We start from the raw sequence: 24286 nt of genomic DNA on the forward strand, positions 1-24286 counted from the left end.
AAGGGAGTTACCGTGAAGCAATTCGACACACCAGCCGTTGTGCCCGCCGACCCAAGCGCAAACGTCTCTGACCTCCTCGTCGAGCGCCTCAAGGCGACGCCGGACCTCGTGCTCTTCTCCCTGCCCAACGCGGGCGGGTGGGCCCCGGTGACCGTGACGGAGTTCTACGCGCAGGTCATGGCCCTGGCCAAGGGCCTCGTCGCCGCCGGCATCGAGCCCGGAGACAAGATCGGCCTCGTCTGCAAGACCCGCTATGAGTGGACACTCATCGACTTCGCGACGTGGTTCGCGGGCGCCGTGCTGGTACCCGTTTACGACACGAGCTCCCCCAGCCAGGTGCAGTGGAATCTCAGCGACTCCGGCGCGACCTCCGTGATCCTCGAGACGGCCGATCACTTCGCCCGGTTCGATGAGGTGCACGCCGATCTTCCCGCCGTCACGCAGGTCTGGCAGATCGACCTCGGCGACCTCGGCAAGCTCGTTGCGGGGGGCGTCGATGTCACCGACGCCGAGATCGAGCGCCGCCGCAATCTTGCCGTCGGTGACGACATGGCAACGCTCATCTACACGTCCGGTTCCACCGGTAAGCCCAAGGGGTGTGTGCTCACGCACGCGAACTTCGTGGAAACCAGCCGAAATGCGGCGGTCGCCCTCAAAGAGGTGCTTAGCGACCCGAACGGCGCCTCCACCCTCCTGTTCATCACCACCGCCCACATCTTCGCGCGCTTCATTGCCGTGTTGTGCGTGCATGCCGGCGTGCGAGTGGGGCACCAGCCGGACACCCGCCAGCTGCTTCCGTCCCTCGGAAGTTTCAAGCCTACGTTTCTGCTCGCCGTACCGCGCGTGTTCGAGAAGGTGTACAACTCGGCCGGTCAGAAGGCGGAGGCCGGTGGAAAGGGCAAGATCTTCAAGGCGGCCGTCGCCGTCGCCGTGGCGCACTCCAAGGCCGTGCAGGCCGGCGAGTCGGTCCCCCTCGGCATGAAGATCAAGTTCGCCCTCTTTGACCGCCTCGTCTACAGCAAGCTCCGCGCCGCGATGGGCGGCAACGTGCGCTACGCCGTGTCGGGCTCCGCTCCGCTCGGCTCGTTCCTGGGGCACTTCTTCCACAGCCTCGGCATCGTGATTCTCGAGGGTTACGGACTCACCGAGACGACGGCACCGGCCACGGTCAGCCTGGCGACCCGGGCCAAGATCGGCACGGTCGGCCCGCCCCTTCCCGGTGTTTCCGTTCGCATCGTCGACGACGGAGAAATCCAGGTGAAGGGCGTCAACGTCTTCAAGGAGTACTGGAAGAACCCGGAAGCGACCGAGGCCACGTTTGCGGATGGCTGGCTCAAAACCGGTGACATCGGACAGTTCGACGACGAGGGGTTCCTGACCATCACCGGTCGCATGAAGGAGATCATCGTCACGGCCGGCGGCAAGAACGTGGCCCCCGCCGCGCTCGAGGATCCCATCCGGTCCAACCCGCTGGTCGGTCAGGTCATCGCCGTCGGCGACCAGAAGCCGTTCATTGCCGCGCTCGTCACCCTCGACCCCGACATGCTGCCCGTGTGGCTGAACAACAACAAGGGCGATGCCGGGATGAGCCTGGCGGAGGCCGCCGTGAGCCCACTGGTGCTCGCCGAGGTGCAGCGCGCCGTGGACCGAGCCAACGACACGGTCTCGCGGGCCGAGTCGATTCGCAAGTTCGTCATCCTGCCGATCGAGCTCACGGAAGACAGCGGACACCTGACGCCCAAGATGAGCATCAAGCGCAACGTGATTCTGACGGATTTCGCCGACGAGATCGATCGTCTCTATGCCGGCGCCCCGATCACGGAGGGTTTCTCGCTGCGGGACTGAACGGGGCGAATCAGAACCAGGACGACTCGCGAATCTCCTTCATGGCGGCTCTCCGGTTCTCCTTGTCGAGCCGGTCCAGGTACAGCAGGCCGTCGAGGTGGTCGGTTTCATGCTGCAGAGCTTGCGCCATGATGCCGGTCCCGGACAGTTCGAGGGGCGCACCGTCCAGGTCGATGCCCGTCGCGCGGGCATACGGATAGCGCTTCGTCGGGTACCAGAGGCCCGGAACGGACAGGCACCCCTCGTCGACCAGTTCCGGCTCGCCGGAGAGTTCGACGAGGGTGGGGTTGAGGATGTACCCGACTTCGCCATCGACGTGGTAACTGAACGCACGCAGGTTCACACCGATCTGTGCGGCCGCGACCCCGGCGCGACCCGGAAGCCGGACGCTGTCCACGAGGTCCTGCACGAGGCCGCGGACCCCGTCGTCAATGGCAAGGATCGGGTCGGAGACCGTTTTCAGGACCGGGTCTCCGAAGAGACGAATCTGGCGCTCGGGCACAGTGGGACTTCCAATGCTGGTGGTGAACTGACGGGTGGATCGGCTACCCGCTGCGGCGGGCGGGACGCCCTTCGACGACGAGCGCTGCGAGCGTGCGGGCGGCCAGGCGGGTGATCGGTTTCAGGTCCGCGTACGACACGGCGCTGCCGGCCGCGAGCTGCGGGTCGTAGGGGCCGTGCCGTCTGCATCGTCGTACTCATCTGCCAAAACTGACTCTATTCCTCGGTGGTCGGCACGTGTCCTAGCGAGGACGGACCACCACGAGTAGGTCGCCGGCGTCGACCTGCTGGGTCTTCGGGACGGCCACGCGCTCGATGTACCCCGCGATCGGCGTGGTGATGGCCGCTTCCATCTTCATGGCTTCGATGCTCGCGACCGCCTGGCCGGCCGTGACTTCCGCACCGTCCTCAACCTGGAGGGTGACCACGCCCGAGAACGGAGCCGCGATCTGGCCGGGCTGGTTGGCGTCGGCCTTCTCGGCAACGCGTGCCTCAACCTCGATGCTGCGGTCCCGAACGAACACGGGACGAAGCTGGCCGTTGAGCATGGTCATCACGGTGCGGATGCCCTTGTCGTCGGCCTCGCCGATCGCCTCGAGGCCCACATAGAGGCGAACCCCCGGGGCGATGTCCACCGCGTGCTCGGTTCCCTGCTGCAGCCCGTAGAGGTAGTCGACGGTGTCGATCACGGACAGGTCGCCGAAGAGTTCACGAATCTGCTCGAACTGACGTGTCGGCGCGGGGAACAGAAGCTGGTTGAGCATGGTGCGCCGGGTGGTGCTGTCCATGTTCAGCGCGGTGCGCTCCGCGTCGGAGATCTCGGTGACCCCGATGCGAATCGTGCGGCCGGCGAGCACCTTGGTGCGGAACGGTTCCGGCCAACCGCCGGGCAGGTCGCCCAGCTCACCGGCCATGAAACCCACCACCGAGTCGGGCACGTCGTACTTGTCCGGGTTCTCTTCGAAGTCGGCGGGGTCGGCCTTCACCGCGGCGAGGTACAGCGCGAGGTCGCCGACGACCTTGGACGAGGGCGTGACCTTGGGAACACGTCCGAGGATCTTGTTCGCCGCGGCGTACATGTCCTCGATCAGTTCGAAGTGATCGGACAGTCCCAGCGCCACGGCCTGGGTGCGCAGGTTCGACAGCTGGCCGCCGGGGATCTCGTGGGTGTACACCCGGCCTGTGGGCGCGCTCAAGCCTGACTCGAACGGACGGTAGACGTTGCGCACGGCCTCCCAGTACGGTTCCAGGTCGGTCACGCTCGTGAGCGAGATGCCGGTGTCGCGCTCCGTGTGGGCGAGTGCCGCGACGAGCGAGGAGGCCGACGGCTGACTGGTCGTGCCGGCCATCGGTGCGCTCGCAACGTCGACGGCATCGGCTCCGGCGCGGGCCGCGGCCAGGAGAGTCGCGAGCTGGCCGCCAGGCGTGTCATGGGTGTGCACGTGGACGGGAAGGTCGAAACGCTCACGGAAGGCCGTGACGAGCTTCTCAGCGGCCGCCGGACGCAGCAGACCGGCCATGTCCTTGATGGCGAGCACATGAGCACCCGACTCCACGATCTGGTCCGCGAGGCGCAGGTAGTAGTCGAGCGTGTACAGGTCCTCCGCCGGATTGAGCAGGTCTCCCGTGTAGCACACGGCCACCTCGGCCAGCGCGGTTCCGGTGGCGAGGACCGCGTCGATCGCGGGCCGCATCTGCGACACGTCGTTGAGGGCGTCGAAGATGCGGAAGATGTCGACGCCGGTGTCGGCGGCCTCCCGCACGAAGGCATCCGTCACCTCGGTCGGGTACGGCGTGTAGCCGACCGTGTTGCGTCCGCGGAGGAGCATCTGGATGTTGATGTTGGGCAGGGCTTCGCGCAGTGCGGCGAGGCGTTCCCAGGGGTCTTCGCCGAGGAAGCGGAGGGCCACGTCGTACGTGGCGCCGCCCCAGGCCTCAACGGACAGCAGCTGGGGGGTGAGCCTGGCCACGTACGGTGCCACGGCGACGAGGTCCTTGGTGCGAACCCGGGTGGCCAGCAGGGACTGGTGCGCGTCCCGGAAGGTCGTGTCGGTGACGGCCAGGGGCGTCTGGGCGCGCAGCGCGGCCGCGAACTTGGTCGGGCCGAGCAGCTGCAGCTGCTGGCGTGAGCCGCTCGGTGCCGCGGTGCCGAGGTCGAGGACCGGCAGCTTCTCGGCGGGGCTGATCGCGGTGACCGGGGCGCCGTTGGGCTGGTTCACCGTGACGTCGGCAAGCCAGTTGACGATTTTGGTTCCGCGGTCCTTGGAGGCGGGGGTACGCAACAATTCCGGTCGCTCGTCGATGAACGACGTGCTCACGTCGCCGGCGGCGAAGTCGGGGTCATCGAGGACGGCCTGCAGGAACGAGATGTTCGTGGACACACCACGGATGCGGAATTCGGCGAGGGCGCGCTTGGACCGCAGGACGGCGCTCGCGTAGTCGCGGCCCCGGCAGGTGAGCTTGGCGAGCATCGAGTCGAAGTGGGGGCTGATCTGCGTGCCGGGGTTGATGGTTCCACCATCCAAGCGGATGCCGGCGCCTCCGGGGGAACGGTACGTGGTGATCTTGCCGGTGTCGGGGCGAAAACCAGCGGTGGGGTCCTCGGTGGTGATGCGGCACTGCAGGGCGGCACCGTGCAGCTGGATCTGGTCCTGCGTCAGGCCCAGGTCGGCGAGGGACTCCCCCGCGGCAATGCGAATCTGCGACTGCACGAGGTCGACATCGGTGACCTCTTCCGTGACGGTGTGCTCCACCTGGATGCGCGGGTTCATCTCGATGAACACGTGCTGGCCGGCGCGTTCGCCGACGGTGTCCAGAAGGAACTCGACTGTTCCCGCATTGACGTAGCCGATCGACCGGGCGAACTTGATCGCATCCGCGTGCAGCTTGACCCGGATCTCGTCGCTCAGGTTCGGTGCCGGGGCGATCTCCACAACCTTCTGGTGGCGGCGCTGCACCGAGCAGTCGCGTTCAAACAGGTGCACGGTCTCACCGGTGGCATCGGCGAGGATCTGCACCTCGATGTGCCGGGGACGAAGCACCGCGGCCTCGAGGAACATCGTCGGGTCGCCGAACGCGCTGTTCGCCTCGCGCATGGCTTCTTCAAGCGAACCGCGCAGCTGCTCTTTCTTCTCGACCCGGCGCATTCCGCGCCCTCCGCCGCCGGCAACGGCCTTCGCGAAGATGGGGAAACCGATGGCGTCGGCCTGGCTGATGAGCAGTTCCACGTCCTGGGAGGGTGGCGTGGACTGGAGCACGGGGACCCCCGCCGCGATGGCGTGTTCCTTGGCCGTGACCTTGTTTCCGGCCATCTCGAGCACGTCGGCGCCCGGGCCGATGAACGTGATGCCCGCCGCGCGAGCGGCTTCGGCCAGCTCGGGGTTTTCGGACAGAAACCCGTAGCCCGGGTAGATCGCGTCGGCGCCCGACTCGCGGGCCACGCGGATGATTTCCTCCACGTCGAGGTACGCACGCACCGGATGGCCGACCTCGCCGATCTGGTAGGCCTCGTCGGCCTTCAGGCGGTGCAGGGAGTTGCGATCCTCAAAGGGGAACACGGCAACCGTTTTGGCTCCGAGCTCAACGGCCGCGCGAAAAGCACGGATCGCAATTTCGCCGCGGTTGGCAACAAGGATCTTCTTAAACATGCAGACCTTTCGTACGTGAAGCGGCATACAGCTAACGGTTAGGTTCTCCCAGACTACTGAAGGTAACGTGTCTAATTGTGCATGTACTAAGCGTTAGCTCCCTCAAGGGAGGTGTAGGAAAGACCACGGTGACCCTTGGTCTTGCTTCTGCAGCCTTCGCCCGCGGTGTGCGAACACTGGTTGTTGATCTGGATCCCCAGTCGGACGTTTCGACGGGTATGGACATCGAGGTCTCGGGGCACCTCAACGTGGCCGACGTTCTGGCGTCGCCCAAAGAGAAGACCGTGCGCGCCGCCATCGCCCCCAGCGGGTGGACACGCGGACGCCAGGGCACGATCGATGTCATGATCGGCAGCCCGTCGGCCATCAACTTCGACGGTCCGCACCCGAGCATTCGGGAGATCTGGAAGCTCGAAGAGGCACTCTCTACCGTCGAGAAGGAATACGACCTGGTCCTCATCGACTGCGCCCCGTCCCTGAACGCGCTCACCCGCACCGCGTGGGCGGCGAGCGACCGCGTCGCCGTCGTGACCGAACCCGGGCTGTTCTCCGTGGCGGCCGCCGACCGCGCCCTGCGCGCCATCGAGGAGATCCGGCGTGGGCTGAGCCCGCGCCTGCAACCGCTCGGCATCATCGTCAACCGTGCGCGCACGGCGTCGCTCGAGCACCAGTTCCGCATCAAGGAACTCCGTGACATGTTCGGCCCGCTCGTGCTCAGCCCCCAGCTGCCGGAGCGCACCTCGCTGCAGCAGGCCCAGGGGGCAGCCAAGCCCCTGCACATCTGGCCGGGCGACAGCGCGCAGGAAATGGCCCGCTACTTCGACCAGTTGCTGGACCGTGTGCTGCGCACGGCGCGAATCGGCGAGTACGCCGACGCCGCAGCACCCCGCTAAGGCACCCGAGAGGGCGCCGACGCGGATGCGGGGTTGGTCACCGTCTCCGCGGCTACTGGTCGCGTCCGGGAGGCCGGCGCGGGCGACGCTAGGAGATTTTGCGTGTCGAGCGGCGAGCGGCGAGCTCGTCGGAGGGGTCGGTGCCCTGCTGCTTGAGTTCCACGAGGCTGGTCTCAACCTCGCGGAGCACCTTGCCGACGGCGATGCCGAAGACGCCCTGGCCGCGGCTGACCAGGTCGATGACCTCATCGTTGGACGTGCACAGGTACACGCTGGCGCCGTCGCTCATGAGCGTGGTCTGCGCCAGATCGCTGATGCCCGACTCGCGCAGCTGGTTGACCGCGGTACGGATCTGCTGAAGCGATATCCCCGTGTCGAGAAGGCGTTTGACCAGTTTGAGCACCAGAATGTCCCGAAAGCCGTAGAGCCGTTGCGAACCGGAACCGGCGGCGCCGCGCACCGTGGGCTCCACGAGCCCGGTGCGAGCCCAGTAGTCGAGTTGGCGATAGCTGATGCCGGCGGCGCGGGCAGCAACGGCACCCCGATAGCCGGAGTTCTCGTCGAGTTCCGGCAGGCCATCGGTGAACAGCAATCCCTGCGAGTATCGCGAAGCGTCGACGTCAGAACTGAGCTCACTCATACGACTGCCTCCCGGGATATGTTCGCGATGTAATTTTTGATCGCTGTCGTCAACGGTACCGACTTCTGCACCCGTGACGGCTGACATTCGTACCGAAGTTTGCCGTGTCGAAATCTCGACACGCTCCACCGCGGCACTCTGGTGCGTAGTAATGACTAGCTTAACCGCCCCAGGGCGGAACGAATCAGGCTGCTGCGGATCACTTCGAGCTGTCCGGCGATTTCGCCGGCCATCTCCGCGGCCTTGGCCCGGCTGGATGCGTCTTTCCGGCGCGCGAGCGGAACGAGGGCACTTTCAATCAGGCCCAGTTCACGTTCCGCGGCGGCGCGGAAGCCGCGCAGGTGCCGCGGCTCGATACCGCTGCGCTGCAGCTCGACCAGCGCCCGCAGGACGCTGAGCACGTTGTCGCCGTAGTAGTCGGCGGGAAGAATGATCGACGCCGACACCGCGTCGTGCAGCAGTCCGGCCGAAGCTCCGGCCTCGCGGAGAAGTTCCTCACGGCTCAGACGACGGGCGATCGACAGCATCGACAGTCCGGGCGTGGACCCACCCGGCAGCGTCGGGGAGAGCCCGGCATCCAGATCCGCGAGGTAGGACCGGATGACCTTGAGCGGCAGGTAGTGGTCTCGCTGCATGGACAGGACCAGCCGCAACCGTTCCAGGTCGCTGGAACAGAACTTGCGATAACCCGAATCCGTGCGGGCGGGCGACACGAGACCCTGCTCTTCCAGGAAGCGGAGTTTGGACGGGGTCAATTCGGGAAAGTCCGGCGTGAGCCGAGACAACACCTGACCGATGCTCAGTAGCGGCGCTGCGCCCACGGTTTTCACCTGGGCGGAGGACGCCGACATTATTCGCTCGCCGCGTGCGCGAGGTCGAGGCGGGAAGCGTAGAACGTGAGGCGGAACTTGCCGACCTGCACCTCGGCGCCATCGATCAGCGGAGACGTTTCGATGCGTTCCCCGTCGTAGTACGTTCCATTGAGCGAACCGAGGTCCTTCACTTCGAAGGCACGCTCGTGGCGCAGGAATTGGGCGTGACGCCGTGACACGGTGACGTCATCGAGGAAGATGTCGGCGTTCGGGTGTCGTCCCACTGTCGTGAGGTCGGCGTCGAGCAGGAATCGGGCTCCGGCGTTGGGACCACGGCGAACAATCAGCAAGGCCGACCCCGAAGGCAGGGCGGCAATGGCCTCTTGCTCTTCCGCCGTGACATTCGAGTCGATCGACGCCATTTGGGCCGCGAACTCCTGACTGAAGTTCATGGTCGTGTCGGTGCTGACCGAATCTGGTGTTCCCTTGGGCACGGGCACGTTCTGCTCCTTGTTCGAATTCTCAAAATCGGCCACGGTGCACCTCCTATGTTTCCAGCGTATCTGATTGAACCGGCACAATGACGCGTGGAATTCGAATCACCCGGAACGTTTCACTCGCGTAGATGAATCCGGCCCACCAGTAGAGCAGGACGCCCCAGAGACCGAAGGCCCAGCCGACCGGCCCCGACCACCACGCGAGGTCGGGAAACGCCTGCCCCAGCATGATCATGGGGAGGGCGTAGAACAGGCAGAACGTCGCAATTTTTCCCAGTTGATGAACCGGAAGCGGGCCGAATCCGAAGTTGGCGAGCACGACCCCGAGCATCAACATGAACACGTCCCGGCCCACGACGAGCAGCAGGAACCACCACGGCACCAGGTCTCGCCAGGCCAGGCCGATCAGGGCCGCGAAAATGTACAGTCGGTCCGCCGCCGGGTCCAGGAGCTGACCGAGCCGGGTGACCGAATGGAAGCGCCGGGCGATGAAGCCATCGAGCAGGTCGGTGAGGCTGGAGAAGGCGAGCACGATCAGGGCGAGGGCATCCTGTCCCTGGGCGAGCAGCACGAGGAAGACGGGAACCAGAACGAGGCGGATGATGCTGAGGCCGTTGGGCACGGTGAAGATCTGGGTGCCGACCTCGTCATTCCCTGCCCTCGTCACAGTCAGAAGCATAGCGAATTATTGACTATGGCAGCCCGGGAACAGCCCGCAGGTCACCCGGCGTCGGCGTTGCGCCGCTGGCTTTGGTCGACGCTGCGCCGCAGCGCCTCCATCAGGTCGAGAACCTCCCCGCCCGAGCCTTCCTCCGCGGCCTCGCCCGCCGCGTGCAGGTCCTGAGCCTCGCCGCGTTCCAGCTTGGTGCGGATCAACTCCTTCAGCTGGGCCTGATAATCGTCGGTGAACTCCTGGGGCGAGAAGTCCGTGGCAAAAGACTGCACGAGGGCGCCGGAGAGTTCCAGTTCCCGGTCGGACAGGGTGACGGGAGTCTCCAGGGCCGGGAATTCGGCCGCCCGCACCTCATCGCTCCACAGCAGCGACTGGAGCACGAGAACCTTGCCGCGCACGCGAAGGGCGCCCAGCCGCGTCTTCTGGCGCAGGGCGAAGCGGACGATGGCGGTGCGGGAGGTGGCTTCGAGTGTGCGCCGCAGCAGCTCGTAGGCCTTGATCGAGGCCCCGTCCGGTTCGAGGTAGTAGGTGCGCTCAAACATGATCGGGTCCAGCTGATCGCTCGGAACGAACTCGACCACGTCGATCTCCCGGCTGCGCTCGGCGGGAAGCCCCGCCATTTCCGCGTCGGTCAGCACGACCGACCGGTCGCCGTCGTTCCACGCCTTGTTGATGTGTTCGTAGTCGACGACCCGCCCGCATATCTCGCATTTACGCTGGTACCGGATGCGACCGCCGTCTTCGTCGTGCACCTGGTGCAGGGCGACGTCGTGGTCTTCGGTGGCGCTGTACACCTTGACGGGCACGTTGACCAGACCGAACGTGACCGCGCCCTTCCAGATCGATCTCACAGGACCAGTACACACCCGTTCGCCGGGCGGGGCTAGCCCCGCGCGGCCCGCGGAGGCATGCTGTTGGCATGGATCGCACGAACCAGGTGGTCACGGTGGAGGGCCACCGGGTGACCCTCAGCAATCTTGACAAGGTGATGTATCCCGCCACGGGCACCACCAAGGCCGACGTGCTCTCCTATTACGCGACCGTGGCGCCCCTGTTCATTCCGCTCGCGGCGGATCGTGCGGCCACCCGAAAGCGCTGGGTGCACGGCGTGGGCACCGAGGCGGACCCCGGGCCCTCGTTCTTTCAGAAGAACCTCGAGGCGCAGGCGCCCGAGTGGGTGCAGCGGCGCACGATCGAGCACAGCACGCACCGGAACGAGTACCCGCTGGTCAACGACCTGGCGACGCTGACCTGGCTGGCCCAAATGAGTGCCCTCGAGATCCACGTGCCGCAGTGGAGATTTTCGGAGCGCGGGGAACGAATGAACCCGGACCGGCTCGTCCTCGACCTGGATCCGGGTGAGGGCTGCGGCCTGGCGGACTGCGCCGCGGTGGCGGAGATTCTGCGCGGCTATCTGACCGGCATGGGCCTCGAGCCCTTCCCGGTCTCGAGCGGCAGCAAGGGGATTCACCTCTATGCCGCCCTCGACCTGACGTCGACGAGTGAGCAGGTGTCCGCCGTCGCTCACGAACTCGCCCGTGCCGTGGAGTCCGCCTACCCGAAACACGTGGTCAGCAGCATGAAGAAGACCGCACGCACGGGCAAGGTCTTCGTGGACTGGAGCCAGAACAACGGCTCCAAAACCACGATCACACCCTATTCTCTGCGCGGCACGTTCCGGCCGTTCGTCGCGGCGCCGCGCACCTGGGCGGAGCTGGGCGAACCGGGATTGGCGCAACTGGATGTGCGGGAGGTCACCCGACGCGTCGCCTCGGGGCTCGACCCGCTGGGCGCCCTGCTCGCTTCGTCGACGGGGGGCCTTTCTGCGGAGGACCGTCTCGCCACGTACCGGGACAGGCGCAACCCGGGGGCGACCCCCGAACCCATGCCCAACCCGGGGCGGGATGGCCTCCGAAGAACGCCAAGCGGTGCGTCCTTCGTCATTCACGAGCACCATGCCCGGCGCCTGCACTGGGACCTCCGGCTGGAACACGAGGGCGTTCTGGCGTCGTGGGCACTGCCGAAGGGCGTGCCCACGAGCCCGACCGTGAACCACCTCGCTGTGCGCACCGAGGACCATCCGCTGGAGTACGGCAGCTTCGAGGGCACCATCCCGCACGGGCAATACGGGGCCGGAACGATCTTCATCTGGGACTCGGGAACGTACCGGCTCGAGAAGTGGCGCGACGACGAGGTGATCGCGACCCTGCTGCCGGACCCGGCCAACGATTCTCGCCCGGGCGAGAGCCTTGGGGGGCCGCGCCGCATCGCCCTGATACGCACCGGCGGTTCCGGTCAGTCGGAGAAGAACTGGCTCATCCATCTGATGAAGACGGATGCGGTCGGCAGCCCTCCTCCCCCGCGGCCGCGGGTGTCGGGCGCTGCACCGGGCGCCGGCTACTCGCCGATGCTGGCCACGAAGGGAACCCCACAGGACCTGATCCCGGAAAATGAGTGGGCCATCGAAATGAAGTGGGACGGGATCCGGATCCTCGCGGCGGTGGCCGCGCCACCAGAGCCGGCGGGAGACAGCCCCGGTCCCGACGCGGCCCGCGTGCGGCTGACGACTCGAAACGGACTCGATGTGACGGCCGCGTACCCCGAGGTCGTCGGCGGTCTGGTTGAGGCGGTGGGGGCCCGGTCGGCGGTGCTCGACGGCGAAGTCGTGGCCATGGGACCGGGCAATCGGCCGAGCTTTTCCCGGTTGCAGACGCGCATGTCCATTGTTGACGCGGGCGCGGCCGCGGCGGCCGCGCGCACCACCCCCGCCACCTTTCTCGTCTTCGACGCGATCGACGTTGACGGCCGGTCGCTTACCGGGCTCAGCTACGACCGGCGGCGTGAGCAGCTGCGCCGGGTGGTGGCGGAAACGCGGTCCGTTCGGGTTCCCGTGTCGTTCGACGGCAGGGTGACCGCGGCCCTGCAGACCAGCCTCGACCTCGGCGTGGAGGGAATCGTGGCCAAACGGCACGACTCGCTGTACCAGCCGGGCCGGCGTTCGAGCGGGTGGGTCAAGATCACTCACCATCGCACTCAGGAAGTCGTCGTCGGTGGTTGGCGGCGCGGCGCCGGTAACCGTGCCGCCACGATCGGGGCCCTGCTGCTGGGGATTCCGCACAAGGCGGGGCTGCGGTACGTCGGTCGGGTGGGAACGGGCTTCACCGACCGTGCTCTCGCCGCGCTTCGAAGCCGGCTGGATGAGCTGGAGACCGGGGAGTGCCCGTTCGAGGACCTGCCGGCCGAGGAGGCGGCGCAGTCCACGTGGGTTCGTCCCGTGCTCGTCGGCGAGGTGGAATTCACCGAGTGGACGCCGGGCGGGCGGTTGCGGCATCCGTCCTGGCGCGGCCTCCGACCGGACAAAGGGCCGGATGACGTTACGCGGGAGCCGGACTCATGATCCGCAGTTGCAGCGCCGGCCAGCTGGCGGCGAAACCGGGGTGCAGGGACAGTCGGGCGACATCGTCCGGCAAAACCCAGCGCAGCGCAATGCTCTCCGAGTCGCTGATCACGGGATCGAAAGTGGTCACGGCCTGCGCCACGACCGTGGTGTACGACCAGAATCCGAGGTCGAGAACCGAGGTGAATCGCACCTGAAGACGGTCAGCGGGTACACCGGCCTCCTCCTTCGCTTCGCGGAGGGCGGCCTCGACCGCGGTTTCCTGCTCGTGCCGAGCACCGCCGGGAAGACCCCAGGTATCTCCGAAATGGCTCCACAGTGCCCGGTGCTGCAGGAGAACCCCGCGTTGCGCGTCGTGCACGAGGAGCCCGGCGGCGCCGAAACGACCCCAGTATTTGCCGCCGTCGGGTCCGTAGACCCACGCATCGCCGCTCTCGCTCCTCATCACTCCAGCATGCACCTCGTGGATGTCGTTCTCAACCGACCGTGCCGAAGGTCGGCGGCCGCGGTCAGAGCGAGATGATCGCGTGGACCACGGAATCCCCGAGGCGGCTTCGACCGTTGAGGTCGGTCAGCTCCAGAACGACGCCCACGCCGGCGAGCGTGTAGCCCGCACGTTCGATCAGGCGGGAGGTGGCACCGATCGTTCCACCGGTGGCAAGAACGTCGTCGACCACGAGAACGCGGGAGCCCGGTTCCAGCTGTCCGATCTCCAGCTCGAGGCGGGCGGACCCGTATTCCAGATCGTATTCCTCGGCGAGCACGGTCCCGGGAAGCTTCCCGCCCTTGCGCACGGCGAGCACCGGGACACGGGCGGCGTAGCCGATCGCGGCGGCGAGCAGGAACCCGCGAGCCTCGATGCCGGCCACGGCATCGAACTGGCCGAAGTGCTGGTCGGACAGTTCGTCGATGATGGACCGGAATGCTGCCGCGTTCGCAAAGACCGGGTTGAGGTCCTGAAAAAGAATGCCCGGCTGAGGGAAGTCGGGGTAGGACGCTAAGAGGGTGTGCACGTGGGTGGCGGCGGGTGTATTCACTGCTTAAGCCTAGGCGGGTTTCCGGCGCCGCCCGCGCAGACCCTCGCCGGTACAATTGTGCCATGGAGCCGCTACACACCGCACGCGTCGACAGCTGGGCCTGGGGGGTTCGACTGTTCAAGACCCGGTCCATGGCCACGGCCGCATGCCGCGCCGGGCATGTGCGCGTGAACGGGGACAAGGCCAAGGCGTCCCAGTCGCTGCGAATCGGCGACGAGGTGCGCGTGCGCACCGACGGTTTCGATCGCATCCTGATCGTGTCGCGACTCATCATCAAACGGGTCGGGGCGACCGTGGCCGCCGAGTGCTACGAGGACCAGACTCCCCCGCCGCCGCCGCGGGAGGAGCGGGCACTCGTGCCCACCCGCGACCGCGGGGCGGGACGGCCCACGAAACGGGAGCGCCGCGTCATGGAGGAGTTCCGCGGCTACTAGGCCGGCGCGACGCTAGCTTTCGGGATGGTCCTCGAAGGCCACGGGCGGTACCAGCATGCCAACGTCGCTGCGCACCCACCAGGCGCCCGTCGCTCGTTTCTCGACCGGCGTCGAATACCGGTACTCGCACAGCCGCGCCCGGATCCACCGGGGCGGATGCTCGGGGAACGGGTTGTGTTTGAGAAGACGCAGCGTGCGCCGGTCCCCCTGCAGCAGGCGCAGCAGGAACACCTCGAACCAGCGGGTGTCGCGTGCGCCGAGGGCCAGGAACCACATCAGCCAGTCCAGTCGCAGGTGGTACGGCGCGACCTGCGGCGGCCGCGCCAGTGGGCTCCCCGGCTTCGCGCGAAACCCGTATTCCCGCCAGGTCGCGTGCGGTCCCGGCGCGGGGTCATCGTTACCCTCCACGATCACCTCGTAGCGCACCCGTGTGATGGTACCGAAGGCGCCATACGCGTTGACGAGATGGTAGCGATTGAAGCTCGCGTTCATGAGCTGCCCCCTCGTGACGAGGTTGCGCAGCGGCGCCCAGCTGAGCACCAACAGGAATACGGTCGCTGTCAGCACGACGACGATGAACCATGCGGGCGTCGCGGCCGACGACGCCGGCGGTACGACGCCGAGTACCGCCCGGTACGCGGCGTCGTCGATCGCCGAACAGGCGAGCACAATGGTGATCCAGTTGAGCCAGGAGAAGTTCCCGGTGAGCACAAGCCAGAGCTGGGTGGCGATGATGATCGTCGCGGCAACGGATGCCAGCGGTTGCGGCGCGAAGAGGAAGAACGGCACCAGCAACTGGACGACGTGGTTTCCGAGTACCTCTCCGCGGTGGAACCAGCGCGGCAGGTGGTGCACGTACCAGCTGACCGGGTTCGGCATGGGCTGGGTTTCGTGGTGGTAGTAGAGCGCGGTGAGATCACGCCATTCCGGGCCGCCGCGAATCTTGATCATGCCCGCACCGAATTCGAGCCGGAACACGATCCACCGCACGAAGATCACGATCACGATCGGCGGTGCCACGTCGCGAGAGCCGAGGAAGGCCACGACGAATCCGGCCTCCAGCAGCAGGCTTTCCCAACCGAACGAGTAGAAGGTCTGGCCCACGTTCACGAGCGACAGGTAACCGGCCCAGAGGAGAAGGAAGGCGATCATCGGCACCCACGCCGTTCCCTGCTGGGGAATACCGATGAGCAGGGCTGCGGAGACCAGCACACCGGCCCAGCAGATGCCCAGCAGCAGGCCGTCCGAATAGCGCCAGTGGAACAGGCTCGGGGCCTCGCGGAAGGAGACGCGGGCGAGGAAGCGAGGAACGGGCAACAGCCCGCGGTCACCGAGGAGAGCGGGAAACTGGTTGATGGCGGAGACATACGCGATCAGAAAGCAGGCCGCGACTCCGCGTTGCAGAATCTGGCGTGCGATCTCGTAGTCACCCGCTGCGAACCAGTCCATTTGGCGCCAATGTAGGCGCAGCGCCGCGTTACTTCAATGGCCAACCGCATAAGGTCGCCGACCGGAGGCGCCCCGAGTCAGGGGGCGGGCTTCGGCGCGACCGGCGCGTCGACGGGTACCGGTGTCGCACGCATGCCGAGCAGGCCCAGATTACGCTTGATGCGGTCTTCGGCGTCGGCGTCCGCTTCGACGGCCGCGAGGTTCGCCTCGGTGACCGCGCGCAGAACCTCGTCGCGCTGTATCTTCACGCCGCGGGGCGCGTCGATGCCGATCCGCACGCTGTCCCCGCGCGCGTCGAGAACGGTGATGACGATGTCGTCACCGATGAGGATCTTCTCCCCCGGTTTGCGCGTCAGAACCAGCATTGCATCAGCCTATCGCGACCCGTCCGTCAGACTCTGTGCCGGGGCTGCCGCGCGTCGGCCGGATGTCGGCGCCGGCGCTGCTCTGTCGAGCCACCGCACGGGCAGCTGCAGGTCGTAAACGCTGTCGGGCGTCGACGTGAGGCCCCGGCCCATGGCGAGGACGCCGTCAATCCCGACCGACTCGACGACGGCCTGCACCCATTGCGCGGTGTCTTCACTCTTGCGCCCGGCGTCGACGACGACCCACACCTGATCCGCGGCCACGCTCGTGAGACTCGCGGCGCGCATCGCGAGATCGGTGGCCATGGTCATGCCGGGACGGCTCAGCCCGAAGGCCAGAAACACGACCTCGCCGAGCTCGACGCCCCTGGCCCTGGCTCCCTGGGCGTCTCGACGGTCGTCGACACGATCGATGCCGCGAGGGGCCAGCGCACCGCCGACGCGAAGAGCTCGCCCGGCGCTGCCGTCGGCGATCGCCCGCGCCACGTCGAGTCCCTCGTCGGTCAGGCCGATCACAAGCACGAGGTCTCCGGGCCTGGCGAGGTAGGCGGGCGCCTCGCCGAGTGGGGGGCGCGGCGGCGGTACGGGGGCGGGCGGTGCGGTGGCAAACGTGAGGTCGTCCATCAGCGCCGCGAAATCGGGGGACGCCGTGGACACTCCCGGGTCGCCGGCGACGCCGTTGCTGTGTGCCTCCGCCCGGTCGGCGTCGTCGAGCAGCGCCGCGATGCCCAGCCGAGCGGGCATGTCCAGCACCGCGCGGCCGGGGCGCTGGCGCTTCGGCAGCAACTCGACCGTGGCCTCGAAGTGCTCGCGGGCGAAGAATCCGCGGATTCCTCCCACGGTGACCCGTTCCACCAGAATGATCCGCGCGTCGGACCCGTACTCAAGGCGAACCTGCGCCTGCAGGTTCTGGACGGTGGAGCCCTTAAGCAGAAAGCGATTCGGTTCCACGAACCACTCCAACCGTCTCAATGGTCACGTTGGCGGAGGTCACTTCCTGATAGGACAGCACGGGGAGGCCGCCGGATTGGGTGGACACGAGACGGCGAATGGCGGGGCGCAGGGCCGGCGCGCACACGAGAACCGCGCTGAGTCCGTTCGCCTCGACTGTCGCGACGGACGACCGCACACTGTCGAGCACCGTCTCGACCTTCGAGGCATCCATCATGATCTGGGTGCCGTGCTCGGACGGGCGCATGTTCTCGAGCATGGACTGCTCCAGGGTGGGTTCGATCATGATCACGCGCAACAGGTTGCCGTCGAGGTACTGCACGGTGAGGGCGGGGCCGAGCGCCTGGCGGGCGGCCTCGATCAGTCCCTCGGGGTCGGTGCTCGTCTTCGCGCGCAGTGACAGGGATTCGTAGATGCGCGGCAGGTCGTTGATCGGTATCCCTTCGATCAGGAGTCCCTGCAGCACGCGCTGCACCTCGGCGAGGGAGAGCAGCCCGGGGATGAGGTCGTCGACGGCCGACGGGTTCACCTGTTTCACGCCGTCGGTGAGCACGCGCACGTCTTCTCGGGTGAGCAGCCGGGCCGCGTTCACCGAAATGATCGAGGACAGGTGGGTGATCAGCACCGACACGCGGTCGATCACGGTGGCACCCGTCATCTCTGCGCTGTGGCGCATCTCGCTCGGTACCCACTTGCCGGCCAGGCCGAAAACGGGTTCCTCGGTGACGACGCCGGGCAACGACCCGAGGGCCTCGCCCAGGGCGAGTACCTTGCCCGAGGGCGCCTGTCCCCGCCCGTATTCCACTCCGGCGATGCGGATGGAGTAGGTGGAGGCGGGCAGGTCCACGCTGTCGCGGGTGCGCACGGGCGGCACGACGACGCCGAGGTCGAGGGCGATCTTGCGTCTCAGTCCCCGCACGCGCGCCAGGAGGTCGTCCGATGCGCCGGAGACCATGTCCACGAGGTCGGGAGCGAGCATGATCTCGAGCGCGTGCACGCGCATCTGTTCGATCAGGTCTTCGGGGGTATCGGAGCGCGGTGCCGTGTTTTCGGCGGCGACGGAGGCATCCTCTGCCGCCTTTTTCGTGGTCTCCCCCGCCTTGATGCGTTGCGCGATCACGATCAGGGCCACTCCGACGACCAGGAACGGAAAGACGGGCATGCCGGGGATGAGCGCCATAAGGATGGCCGCGGAGCCGGTGATGATGAGGGCGTAACGTGACTGTCCCAGCTGGGCCGAGGCCGCGGTGCCCATGTCGGTTTCGGCGTTGGAACGGGTGACGATCATGCCGGTGGAGACGGCCATGAGCAGCGCCGGAATCTGGGTGACGAGGCCGTCGCCGATCGTGAGCAGCGCGTAGGTGTTCAGGGCGTCGGTGATCGACATGCCCATCTGCAGCATGCCGATCGCGATTCCGCCGACCAGGTTGATGATGATGATGATGATTCCGGCGATCGCGTCACCCTTGACGAACTTGGACGCTCCGTCCATCGCGCCGTAGAAGTCGGCCTCGGCGGAGACTTCGGCTCGGCGTTCCTTGGCCTGGGCGTCGGTGATCAGGCCGGCGTTGAGGTCGGCGTCGATCGCCATCTGCTTGCCGGGCATCGCGTCGAGGGTGAATCGCGCGCCCACCTCGGCCACACGCTCGGCACCCTTGGTGACCACCACGAATTGGATCACGACCAGGATGAGGAAGATGACCGCGCCGATGATGATGGAACCGCCGACGGCGACATGGCCGAACGCTTCGATCACCTGGCCCGCGTAGGCGTTGCCGAGAACGAGGCGCGTGGATGCCACGTTGAGGCCGAGCCGAAACAGGGTGGCCACGAGCAGCAGCGAGGGGAAGACGGAGAAGTCGAGGGGCTTTTTCACGAACATCGTCGTGAGCAGTGTCACGAGTCCGAGCATGATGTTCAGGATGATGAGCACGTCGAGCATCGGCGCCGGCACGGGCACCACGAGCAGCAGGATGATGCCGACCACACCGATGGGAACGGCAAGTTTGGTGAGACTGCGATTCACGTCAGTTGCCTCCGGTTGTCAGTGCTGGTTGATGGGTCATGGTGTGAACGCCGCCGCCTGAACCGCGACTCTTCAGCGCCATGACGAAGGCGAGAACGCTCGCGACCGCGTTGTACAGGTCGACCGGGATCTCTTCCCCGATCTCGCACGCGCCGTGCAGGGCCCGGGCGAGCGGGATGTTCTGCACGATCGGAACCTGGTCGGTTTCGGCCTGCTCGCGAATGCGTGTGGCGATGTGCCCGACTCCCTTCGCCACGACGCGGGGAGCGGACTTGCCCGGCTCGTATTTGATGGCCACGGCCACGTGCGTGGGGTTGACCAGCACGACGTCCGCGTCGGTGACGGAGGAGATCATGCGGTTTCGGCTCATGGCCAGCTGACGGGCGCGACGCTGGGACTTGATCTGGGGGTCGCCCTCTGAGGCCTTGTTTTCGTCGCGCACCTCCTTCTTGGTCATGCGGGTCTTTTTGCGGTTGCGGCGCATGACGACGAACACGTCGGCCGCGGCGAGCACAAGACCCGCGGTGACGGCGGTGCGCAGCAGGGCCGCCGCGCCCCCGCCGGCCGCGCCGATGAGCTCGGAGACGGGCAGGCCGCCGGCTGTCATCAGCACGGGCATGAGCCCCTGGATGACCGTGACAAGAACAATCCCCACCACGGCCGTTTTGAGCAGGGATTTCACGCCCTCCCAGAGCGCGCGGCCGCCGAAGACCCGCTTGAGACCACTCACAATGTTGAACTGCTCGAACTTCGCCTCAAACTTTTTGAAGTGGATGCCGCCCTGCAGCGCGGCGCCCGCGAGAACGGCGGCCGCGACGGCGAGCAGCATGGGGGTGAGGATGCCCGGCAGGGACGCCAGGCCGTCGCCGAGCGCGGTGACCGCCTCGAGCGGATCGGGATTCTGGATGATGTTGGCGATCGAGAGAGACTGCACGGTTCCGGCTGCGGCGGCCGCGTCGATGGTGACGGGGATCATCACGGCGGCAGCGCCGACGCCGAGCCACGCGGTCACATCCTGGGATTTGGAGAGTTGGCCCTTGCCGCGCACCTCCTTCATGCGTTTCGGTGTCGCCGGTTCGGACTTTTCTCCGGAATCAGGTTCTGGCAATTACTTCACCCCCAGGAGCGCGCTCACGGCCTGGCCGGTGAGCGAGGAGACGATCCGTGGCAGTGCCACGTAGACCGTGGACGCGAGCGTGAGGGTGATGAGGATCTTGAGCGGGAAGCCGAGCGCGAAGGCGTTGAGTGCGGGTGCGACGCGGGTGATGAGACCGAGGCCGGCATCCGCGAGAAAGAGCACCACGAGCAGCGGGCCGGCGATCTGTACCGCGGCGAGGAACATTTGGCTGACGGATTCGACGAGAGCCTGCATCGGGGCGGCCATGTCGAGCCCGCCGCCGAGCGGGAGCGCGGTGAACGACCGGACGAGGCCGCCGATGATGAGCTGGTAGCCGTCGGAGGCGAAGAGCAGGGCGAGAGCGGTCATCTGGAACAGGCGCGTGAACTGGGCGCCGTTGACCATCGACTGCGGGTCAAAGCCCTGGGCCATTTGAAAACCGCTGAACATGTCGATGAGGCCGCCGGCGGATTGCACGGCGGCGAAGACCACGTAGACCAGAAAACCCAGCAGACCGCCCACCAGTATTTCGAGCACGAGCGCCCCGAAAAACCCGGAGGTGTTGAGGGACTCATAACTGGAGGTGACCCGTGGGGAGATGGCGAGGCCGAGCCCGATGGCGAGCATCCCCTTAATGCGCAGCGGGAAGGCATTGAACGAGAACGGCGGGGCAATCACCAGGAACGCCGTCATGCGCACGCTCGCGAGCATGACGGCTTCGATCCAGGCGAAGTTCAGCGTGAATTCCACCTACCCGCCGCCGATCAGGGCGGGGATCTTCTCGAACATGGCGTGTGTGAATGCGACCGATTCGGAGATCATCCAGTGCCCGGCGATGAGCAGGGCGAGCGACACCGCCACGGCCTTCGGTACGAAGGACAGCGTCACCTCCTGAATCTGGGTGATGGATTGCAGCAGCGAAATCGAGAAGCCCACGACGAGCGCGGTGATCAGGATGGGTGCCGACAGCTTCGCGGCGAGGATGAGGGCCTGCAGGCCAATGTCGAGTACGGCGTTGGTGTCCATCAGATTTGATAACTGCCGATGAGCGACGTGATGATCAGGCTCCAGCCGTCGACGAGCACGAAGAGCAGAATCTTGAAGGGCAGTGAAATCATCACGGGCGGGAGCATCATCATGCCCATCGACATCAGCGACGCGGACACCACGATGTCGATGACGAGGAACGGGATGAAGATGACGAAACCGATGATGAACGCCGCGCGCAGTTCGGAGATCATGAACGCGGGAATCAGGGTGAACAGCTCGACGTCGTCGGGGCTCGCCGGGTTTTCCTGCCCCGCGGCGCGCGTCATGAGCGCGAGGTCTTCCTCGCGGGTGTTGCCCATCATGAAGTGTTGCAGCGGAGCGGATGCCGCAGCGAGGGCATCCGTGAACGTCATCGTGCCGTCGAGGTACGGGGCGACGGCGAGGCTGTTGATGTCGGTGAGCACCGGCGCCATGATGAACAGCGACAGAAAGAGTGCGAGGCCGGCGAGCACCTGGTTGGGCGGAATCGACGGGAGGGCCAGTGCGTTGCGCGTCATGGCGAGCACCACGAAGATCTTGGTGAAGCTCGTCATCATGAGCAGCAGGGCGGGTGCCACGGAGAGAAGCGTGATGCCCACGAGCGTCACGATGGCCGAGGACGGTGAACCGTCAGGCCCGTTGATGTCGACGGTCAGTCCGCCGCCGCCCACGCTCGGCTCCACCGGGTCGGTGGGCGCCGTGGGGTCGGTCGGGTCCGGCATCTTCGGATCGACGGGCAGCGCGTGACCGGCGGCGGCGGTGAACCACAGCACCCCGACGGTGATGACGATGACGGCGGCCAGAAGCAACCACAGCCGCCGGCGGAAGCGGCGCCGTGCACTTCGAGCCGGTGAGGAGGGGGCAGGCATCCGTGCGCCCCGGGAAATCACCGACCCTGCCGAAGGGCGGCCGCAGCCTGCTGCCAGGTGGAGGCCGAGAGAATCGACCCGCCGAGCGCAGCGGTGGCAGGGGTCTTGCGGCGCGGTCGAAATTCGAGCGGCGCCGCCACATCGGTGTCGTTCTCCGTCGCGGCCGTCGTCAGGGTGCGCGCGAAGGCGGCGTGGCCCTCGGCGGGAACGGGGGTGTCTGAGCCGTGCAGCACGGTGACCGACTGCTCGGTGACGCCCAGGACCAGGCGCTGGCCGTCAATGTCCACGACAACGACGGATGCCTTCTGGCCGAGGCCCTGCCGGCCCACGACGGTGACGAGGTTGGCTCCCCCGCGGCTGCGCACACCCTTGGTGAAGCGGCGCTGCATGTACCAGAGGAGTGCGAGAACGACGGAGAGGGACAGCACCACCCGCAACGCCACGATCAGGGTGTCCACTTTAGGGAGTGCCCTCGAGCACGTCGAGAATCTGGGTGATGCGAATCGCGTAGTCCTGGTCGACGACGACAATCTCGCCATGAGCGATCAGACGACCGTTGAGCAAGACGTCGGCGGGCGAGCCGGCAGACCGCCCGAGTTCGATGACGGCTCCCGGTTCGAGCGCGAGCACGTCGCGAACGGGCATGCGGGTGTGCCCGATCTCTACCGCCAGGGACATCCACACGTTGTTGATCCGGCCGAGGTTGCCCAGGGCCTTGGACGTCAGCCCGTTACCGCCGCCGACGACAGATCCGTTCTGTCGCACGCGCAGCGCGAACCAACCGGTCACCTGACCGGCGGTGCCCAGCTCGAAAACGCGCGTTTCGGCATCCGTGAACAGGGCGGACGCGTCTTCGACGCGTGTGTCGCCGAGCACGCCGACCCCGAGCACGGCGGAGGCGCCTTCCAGCGATGGACGCAGAACGTCGTGGCTCGCCACGAGAGCGGACGTTGACCCGGATGCCGCGTCGAACGCGGCGGGGTCCATCAGCACGATCGCCAGGTCGGCCGAGGTCGCGCCCACGAAGGATGCCACGGCCGCAGACCCGAGTCGGGCAGTCAGCTCGGGACTACCGTGCGACTCCAGGGCACGCACGGGCTCACCCGTGGGCAGGATGCGGATCAGGGCATCAACGGCGGCTGCAGACAACACTCCGGTGTCGGTCATTGGGGTTTCTCCTCGGTGTCGATCACGATGCAGGCAAGACGGGAGCCGTTCACTCCGACGGCGGCCGTGCCCAGAATTTGGTCGCCGACGATGAGGTCAAGCGGCCGATGATGCGGATGCGGGATGGAGAGCAGGTCTCCGACCGCCAGGCTGAGAATGCGGCTGGGCAGCACCTGGATCGGGTTGAGCTGCAGGGAGACGTCGACCGGCACGTAGGCGAGCTGTTTTTGGAGGAGTCCCCGCGCGTTCTCGGCGAGGCTCGGAGGATTCGCCTCGCCGAGCTGGGGCATGAGGACGTGCTCCGGGATGGCGACGGTGGCGGTCACGGGGGCATCACTGCCGGTTCGGATGCCGAAGGTGGCCACGATCATCAGATCGCCGGTCGCGGCGGCCTGCGCGAACTGGGAGTTGTACTGGATGCCATCCATGGTCACGTCGGTGAGCAGTAGGTCTCCGAGCGAATAGCGGAGGTCTTCCAGGCCTTCCTCGACCAGGTGACGCACGAGTGCCTGCTCGATCGGGGTAAACTTGCGTTCCTCCGTGGCGGCCTTGCTGCCGTTGCCGCCGAGCATGTGGTCGACCCAGTTCAGCGCGGCCCGAGTCGGAAACTGCATGATGGATTTCGCGGAGACACCGTCGATGCTGCACAACACCATCGCCGTCGTGGGTGGCAGGCTCGAAGCGTACTCATCGTAGGTCTGCATCCGCACCTGGTCGCATGTCACCTGGCAGAGCAGGCGCACGCGCGCGGTGAGCTGAGTTCCCCACTGACGGGCGAAGGTTTCGAATGCGAGTTCCAGGACTCGGGCGTGTTCACGCGCAAGGGTCGCAGGACGAAGAAAATCGTATACCTCGACCGTGCCCGGCGGCCTGGCGGGCACGCCGCTGCTTACTTGTTCCTGGACCGTCACGTTTGGCACTATCGGCCGTCACCGGT

Annotated in this window: 24 protein-coding genes; 4 read left to right on the forward strand and 20 right to left on the reverse strand. The window is 66.7% G+C overall.

All coding sequences use genetic code 11. The annotated features are described in order from the left end of the window. The first annotated feature begins 12 nt into the window (after positions 1-12). Positions 13-1845 carry an AMP-dependent synthetase/ligase gene (locus AC1MB9_RS08200; protein ID WP_479964516.1) on the forward strand — a complete coding sequence of 611 codons (1833 nt, stop codon included), beginning with the start codon at positions 13-15 and terminating at the stop codon, positions 1843-1845. A 10-nt stretch (positions 1846-1855) separates the two neighbouring features. Here AC1MB9_RS08200 and AC1MB9_RS08205 read toward each other — a convergent pair whose 3' ends face one another. Then, positions 1856-2347, reverse strand: a complete 492-nt coding sequence (locus AC1MB9_RS08205) for a peptide deformylase (RefSeq protein WP_479964517.1) — start codon at positions 2345-2347, stop codon at positions 1856-1858. A gap of 241 nt (positions 2348-2588) precedes the next feature. Next, entirely contained in the window at positions 2589-5993 is a 3405-nt protein-coding gene (locus AC1MB9_RS08210) for a pyruvate carboxylase (protein WP_479964518.1), read from the reverse strand. Positions 5994-6070: 77 nt separating this feature from the next. Between AC1MB9_RS08210 and AC1MB9_RS08215 the strand changes: the two genes are divergently transcribed. Further along, a complete protein-coding gene (locus tag AC1MB9_RS08215) occupies positions 6071-6886 on the forward strand; it encodes a ParA family protein (RefSeq protein WP_479964519.1) in 816 nt (271 codons plus the stop codon). 88 nt (positions 6887-6974) lie between these two features. On the opposite strand, the gene AC1MB9_RS08220 is transcribed toward AC1MB9_RS08215, so the two are convergent. From AC1MB9_RS08220 to ku, 5 genes are all read right to left on the reverse strand, one after another. After that, positions 6975-7526: a MerR family transcriptional regulator gene (locus AC1MB9_RS08220; protein WP_479964520.1), complete on the reverse strand. Its 552-nt coding sequence runs from the start codon at positions 7524-7526 to the stop codon at positions 6975-6977. 155 nt (positions 7527-7681) lie between these two features. Next, positions 7682-8377 (reverse strand): transcriptional regulator FtsR, encoded by a 696-nt coding sequence (ftsR, locus tag AC1MB9_RS08225; protein WP_479964521.1) that lies wholly within the window; start codon positions 8375-8377, stop codon positions 7682-7684. Further along, complete coding sequence (locus AC1MB9_RS08230; protein ID WP_479964604.1) at positions 8377-8790, reverse strand: FHA domain-containing protein; 414 nt, start codon at positions 8788-8790, stop codon at positions 8377-8379. Before AC1MB9_RS08230 ends, ftsR begins: the two co-directional genes overlap by 1 nt. 94 nt (positions 8791-8884) lie before the next feature. After that, entirely contained in the window at positions 8885-9502 is a 618-nt protein-coding gene (locus tag AC1MB9_RS08235) for a CDP-alcohol phosphatidyltransferase family protein (RefSeq protein WP_479964522.1), read from the reverse strand. Positions 9503-9555: 53 nt separating this feature from the next. After that, positions 9556-10359 carry a non-homologous end joining protein Ku gene (gene ku, locus AC1MB9_RS08240; RefSeq protein ID WP_479964523.1) on the reverse strand — a complete coding sequence of 268 codons (804 nt, stop codon included), beginning with the start codon at positions 10357-10359 and terminating at the stop codon, positions 9556-9558. Between the two features lie 68 nt (positions 10360-10427). Here ku and AC1MB9_RS08245 point away from each other — a divergent pair, with 68 nt between their 5' ends. After that, entirely contained in the window at positions 10428-12905 is a 2478-nt protein-coding gene (locus AC1MB9_RS08245) for an ATP-dependent DNA ligase (protein ID WP_479964524.1), read from the forward strand. Here the strand turns inward: AC1MB9_RS08245 and AC1MB9_RS08250 are convergent. Together AC1MB9_RS08250 and AC1MB9_RS08255 are read right to left on the reverse strand one after the other, a co-directional pair. Next, complete coding sequence (locus AC1MB9_RS08250; RefSeq protein WP_479964525.1) at positions 12883-13350, reverse strand: NUDIX domain-containing protein; 468 nt, start codon at positions 13348-13350, stop codon at positions 12883-12885. The two genes, AC1MB9_RS08245 and AC1MB9_RS08250, sit on opposite strands and share 23 nt — an antisense overlap. A 64-nt stretch (positions 13351-13414) precedes the next feature. Continuing rightward, positions 13415-13942, reverse strand: a complete 528-nt coding sequence (locus AC1MB9_RS08255; protein WP_479964526.1) for an adenine phosphoribosyltransferase — start codon at positions 13940-13942, stop codon at positions 13415-13417. Positions 13943-14004: 62 nt separating this feature from the next. Here AC1MB9_RS08255 and AC1MB9_RS08260 point away from each other — a divergent pair, with 62 nt between their 5' ends. Beyond that, positions 14005-14376 carry an RNA-binding S4 domain-containing protein gene (locus AC1MB9_RS08260; protein WP_479964527.1) on the forward strand — a complete coding sequence of 124 codons (372 nt, stop codon included), beginning with the start codon at positions 14005-14007 and terminating at the stop codon, positions 14374-14376. A 12-nt stretch (positions 14377-14388) separates the two neighbouring features. Here AC1MB9_RS08260 and AC1MB9_RS08265 read toward each other — a convergent pair whose 3' ends face one another. The 11 genes from AC1MB9_RS08265 to AC1MB9_RS08315 all read right to left on the reverse strand — a co-directional run bounded on the left by AC1MB9_RS08265 (position 14389) and on the right by AC1MB9_RS08315 (position 24230). Further along, complete coding sequence (locus AC1MB9_RS08265; protein ID WP_479964528.1) at positions 14389-15825, reverse strand: lipase maturation factor family protein; 1437 nt, start codon at positions 15823-15825, stop codon at positions 14389-14391. A gap of 77 nt (positions 15826-15902) precedes the next feature. After that, positions 15903-16190, reverse strand: coding sequence for a carbon storage regulator CsrA (csrA, locus tag AC1MB9_RS08270; RefSeq protein ID WP_479964529.1), 288 nt, complete (start codon positions 16188-16190; stop codon positions 15903-15905). 9 nt (positions 16191-16199) lie between these two features. After that, on the reverse strand, positions 16200-17141 hold the full coding sequence (locus tag AC1MB9_RS08275) for a hypothetical protein (RefSeq protein WP_479964530.1): 942 nt from the start codon (positions 17139-17141) through the stop codon (positions 16200-16202). Continuing rightward, positions 17116-19167, reverse strand: a complete 2052-nt coding sequence (locus AC1MB9_RS08280; protein ID WP_479964531.1) for a flagellar biosynthesis protein FlhA — start codon at positions 19165-19167, stop codon at positions 17116-17118. Before AC1MB9_RS08280 ends, AC1MB9_RS08275 begins: the two co-directional genes overlap by 26 nt. 1 nt (position 19168) lies before the next feature. Further along, positions 19169-20275 carry an EscU/YscU/HrcU family type III secretion system export apparatus switch protein gene (locus tag AC1MB9_RS08285; protein ID WP_479964532.1) on the reverse strand — a complete coding sequence of 369 codons (1107 nt, stop codon included), beginning with the start codon at positions 20273-20275 and terminating at the stop codon, positions 19169-19171. Continuing rightward, a complete protein-coding gene (locus tag AC1MB9_RS08290) occupies positions 20276-21034 on the reverse strand; it encodes a flagellar biosynthetic protein FliR (protein WP_479964533.1) in 759 nt (252 codons plus the stop codon). It abuts the gene before it with no gap. Next, positions 21035-21310: a flagellar biosynthesis protein FliQ gene (gene fliQ / locus AC1MB9_RS08295; protein ID WP_479964534.1), complete on the reverse strand. Its 276-nt coding sequence runs from the start codon at positions 21308-21310 to the stop codon at positions 21035-21037. It lies immediately after the preceding gene. After that, positions 21310-22182, reverse strand: a complete 873-nt coding sequence (fliP, locus tag AC1MB9_RS08300; RefSeq protein ID WP_479964535.1) for a flagellar type III secretion system pore protein FliP — start codon at positions 22180-22182, stop codon at positions 21310-21312. The genes fliQ and fliP overlap by 1 nt, the downstream gene beginning before the upstream one ends. A gap of 17 nt (positions 22183-22199) precedes the next feature. Beyond that, positions 22200-22640 (reverse strand): FliO/MopB family protein, encoded by a 441-nt coding sequence (locus tag AC1MB9_RS08305; RefSeq protein ID WP_479964536.1) that lies wholly within the window; start codon positions 22638-22640, stop codon positions 22200-22202. Position 22641: 1 nt separating this feature from the next. Continuing rightward, positions 22642-23349: a flagellar motor switch protein FliN gene (fliN, locus tag AC1MB9_RS08310; protein ID WP_479964537.1), complete on the reverse strand. Its 708-nt coding sequence runs from the start codon at positions 23347-23349 to the stop codon at positions 22642-22644. Then, positions 23346-24230, reverse strand: coding sequence for a flagellar motor switch protein FliM (locus AC1MB9_RS08315; RefSeq protein ID WP_479964538.1), 885 nt, complete (start codon positions 24228-24230; stop codon positions 23346-23348). The genes fliN and AC1MB9_RS08315 overlap by 4 nt, the downstream gene beginning before the upstream one ends. Positions 24231-24286: the final 56 nt, after the last annotated feature.

Source organism: Cryobacterium sp. AP27 (assembly GCF_056680495.1).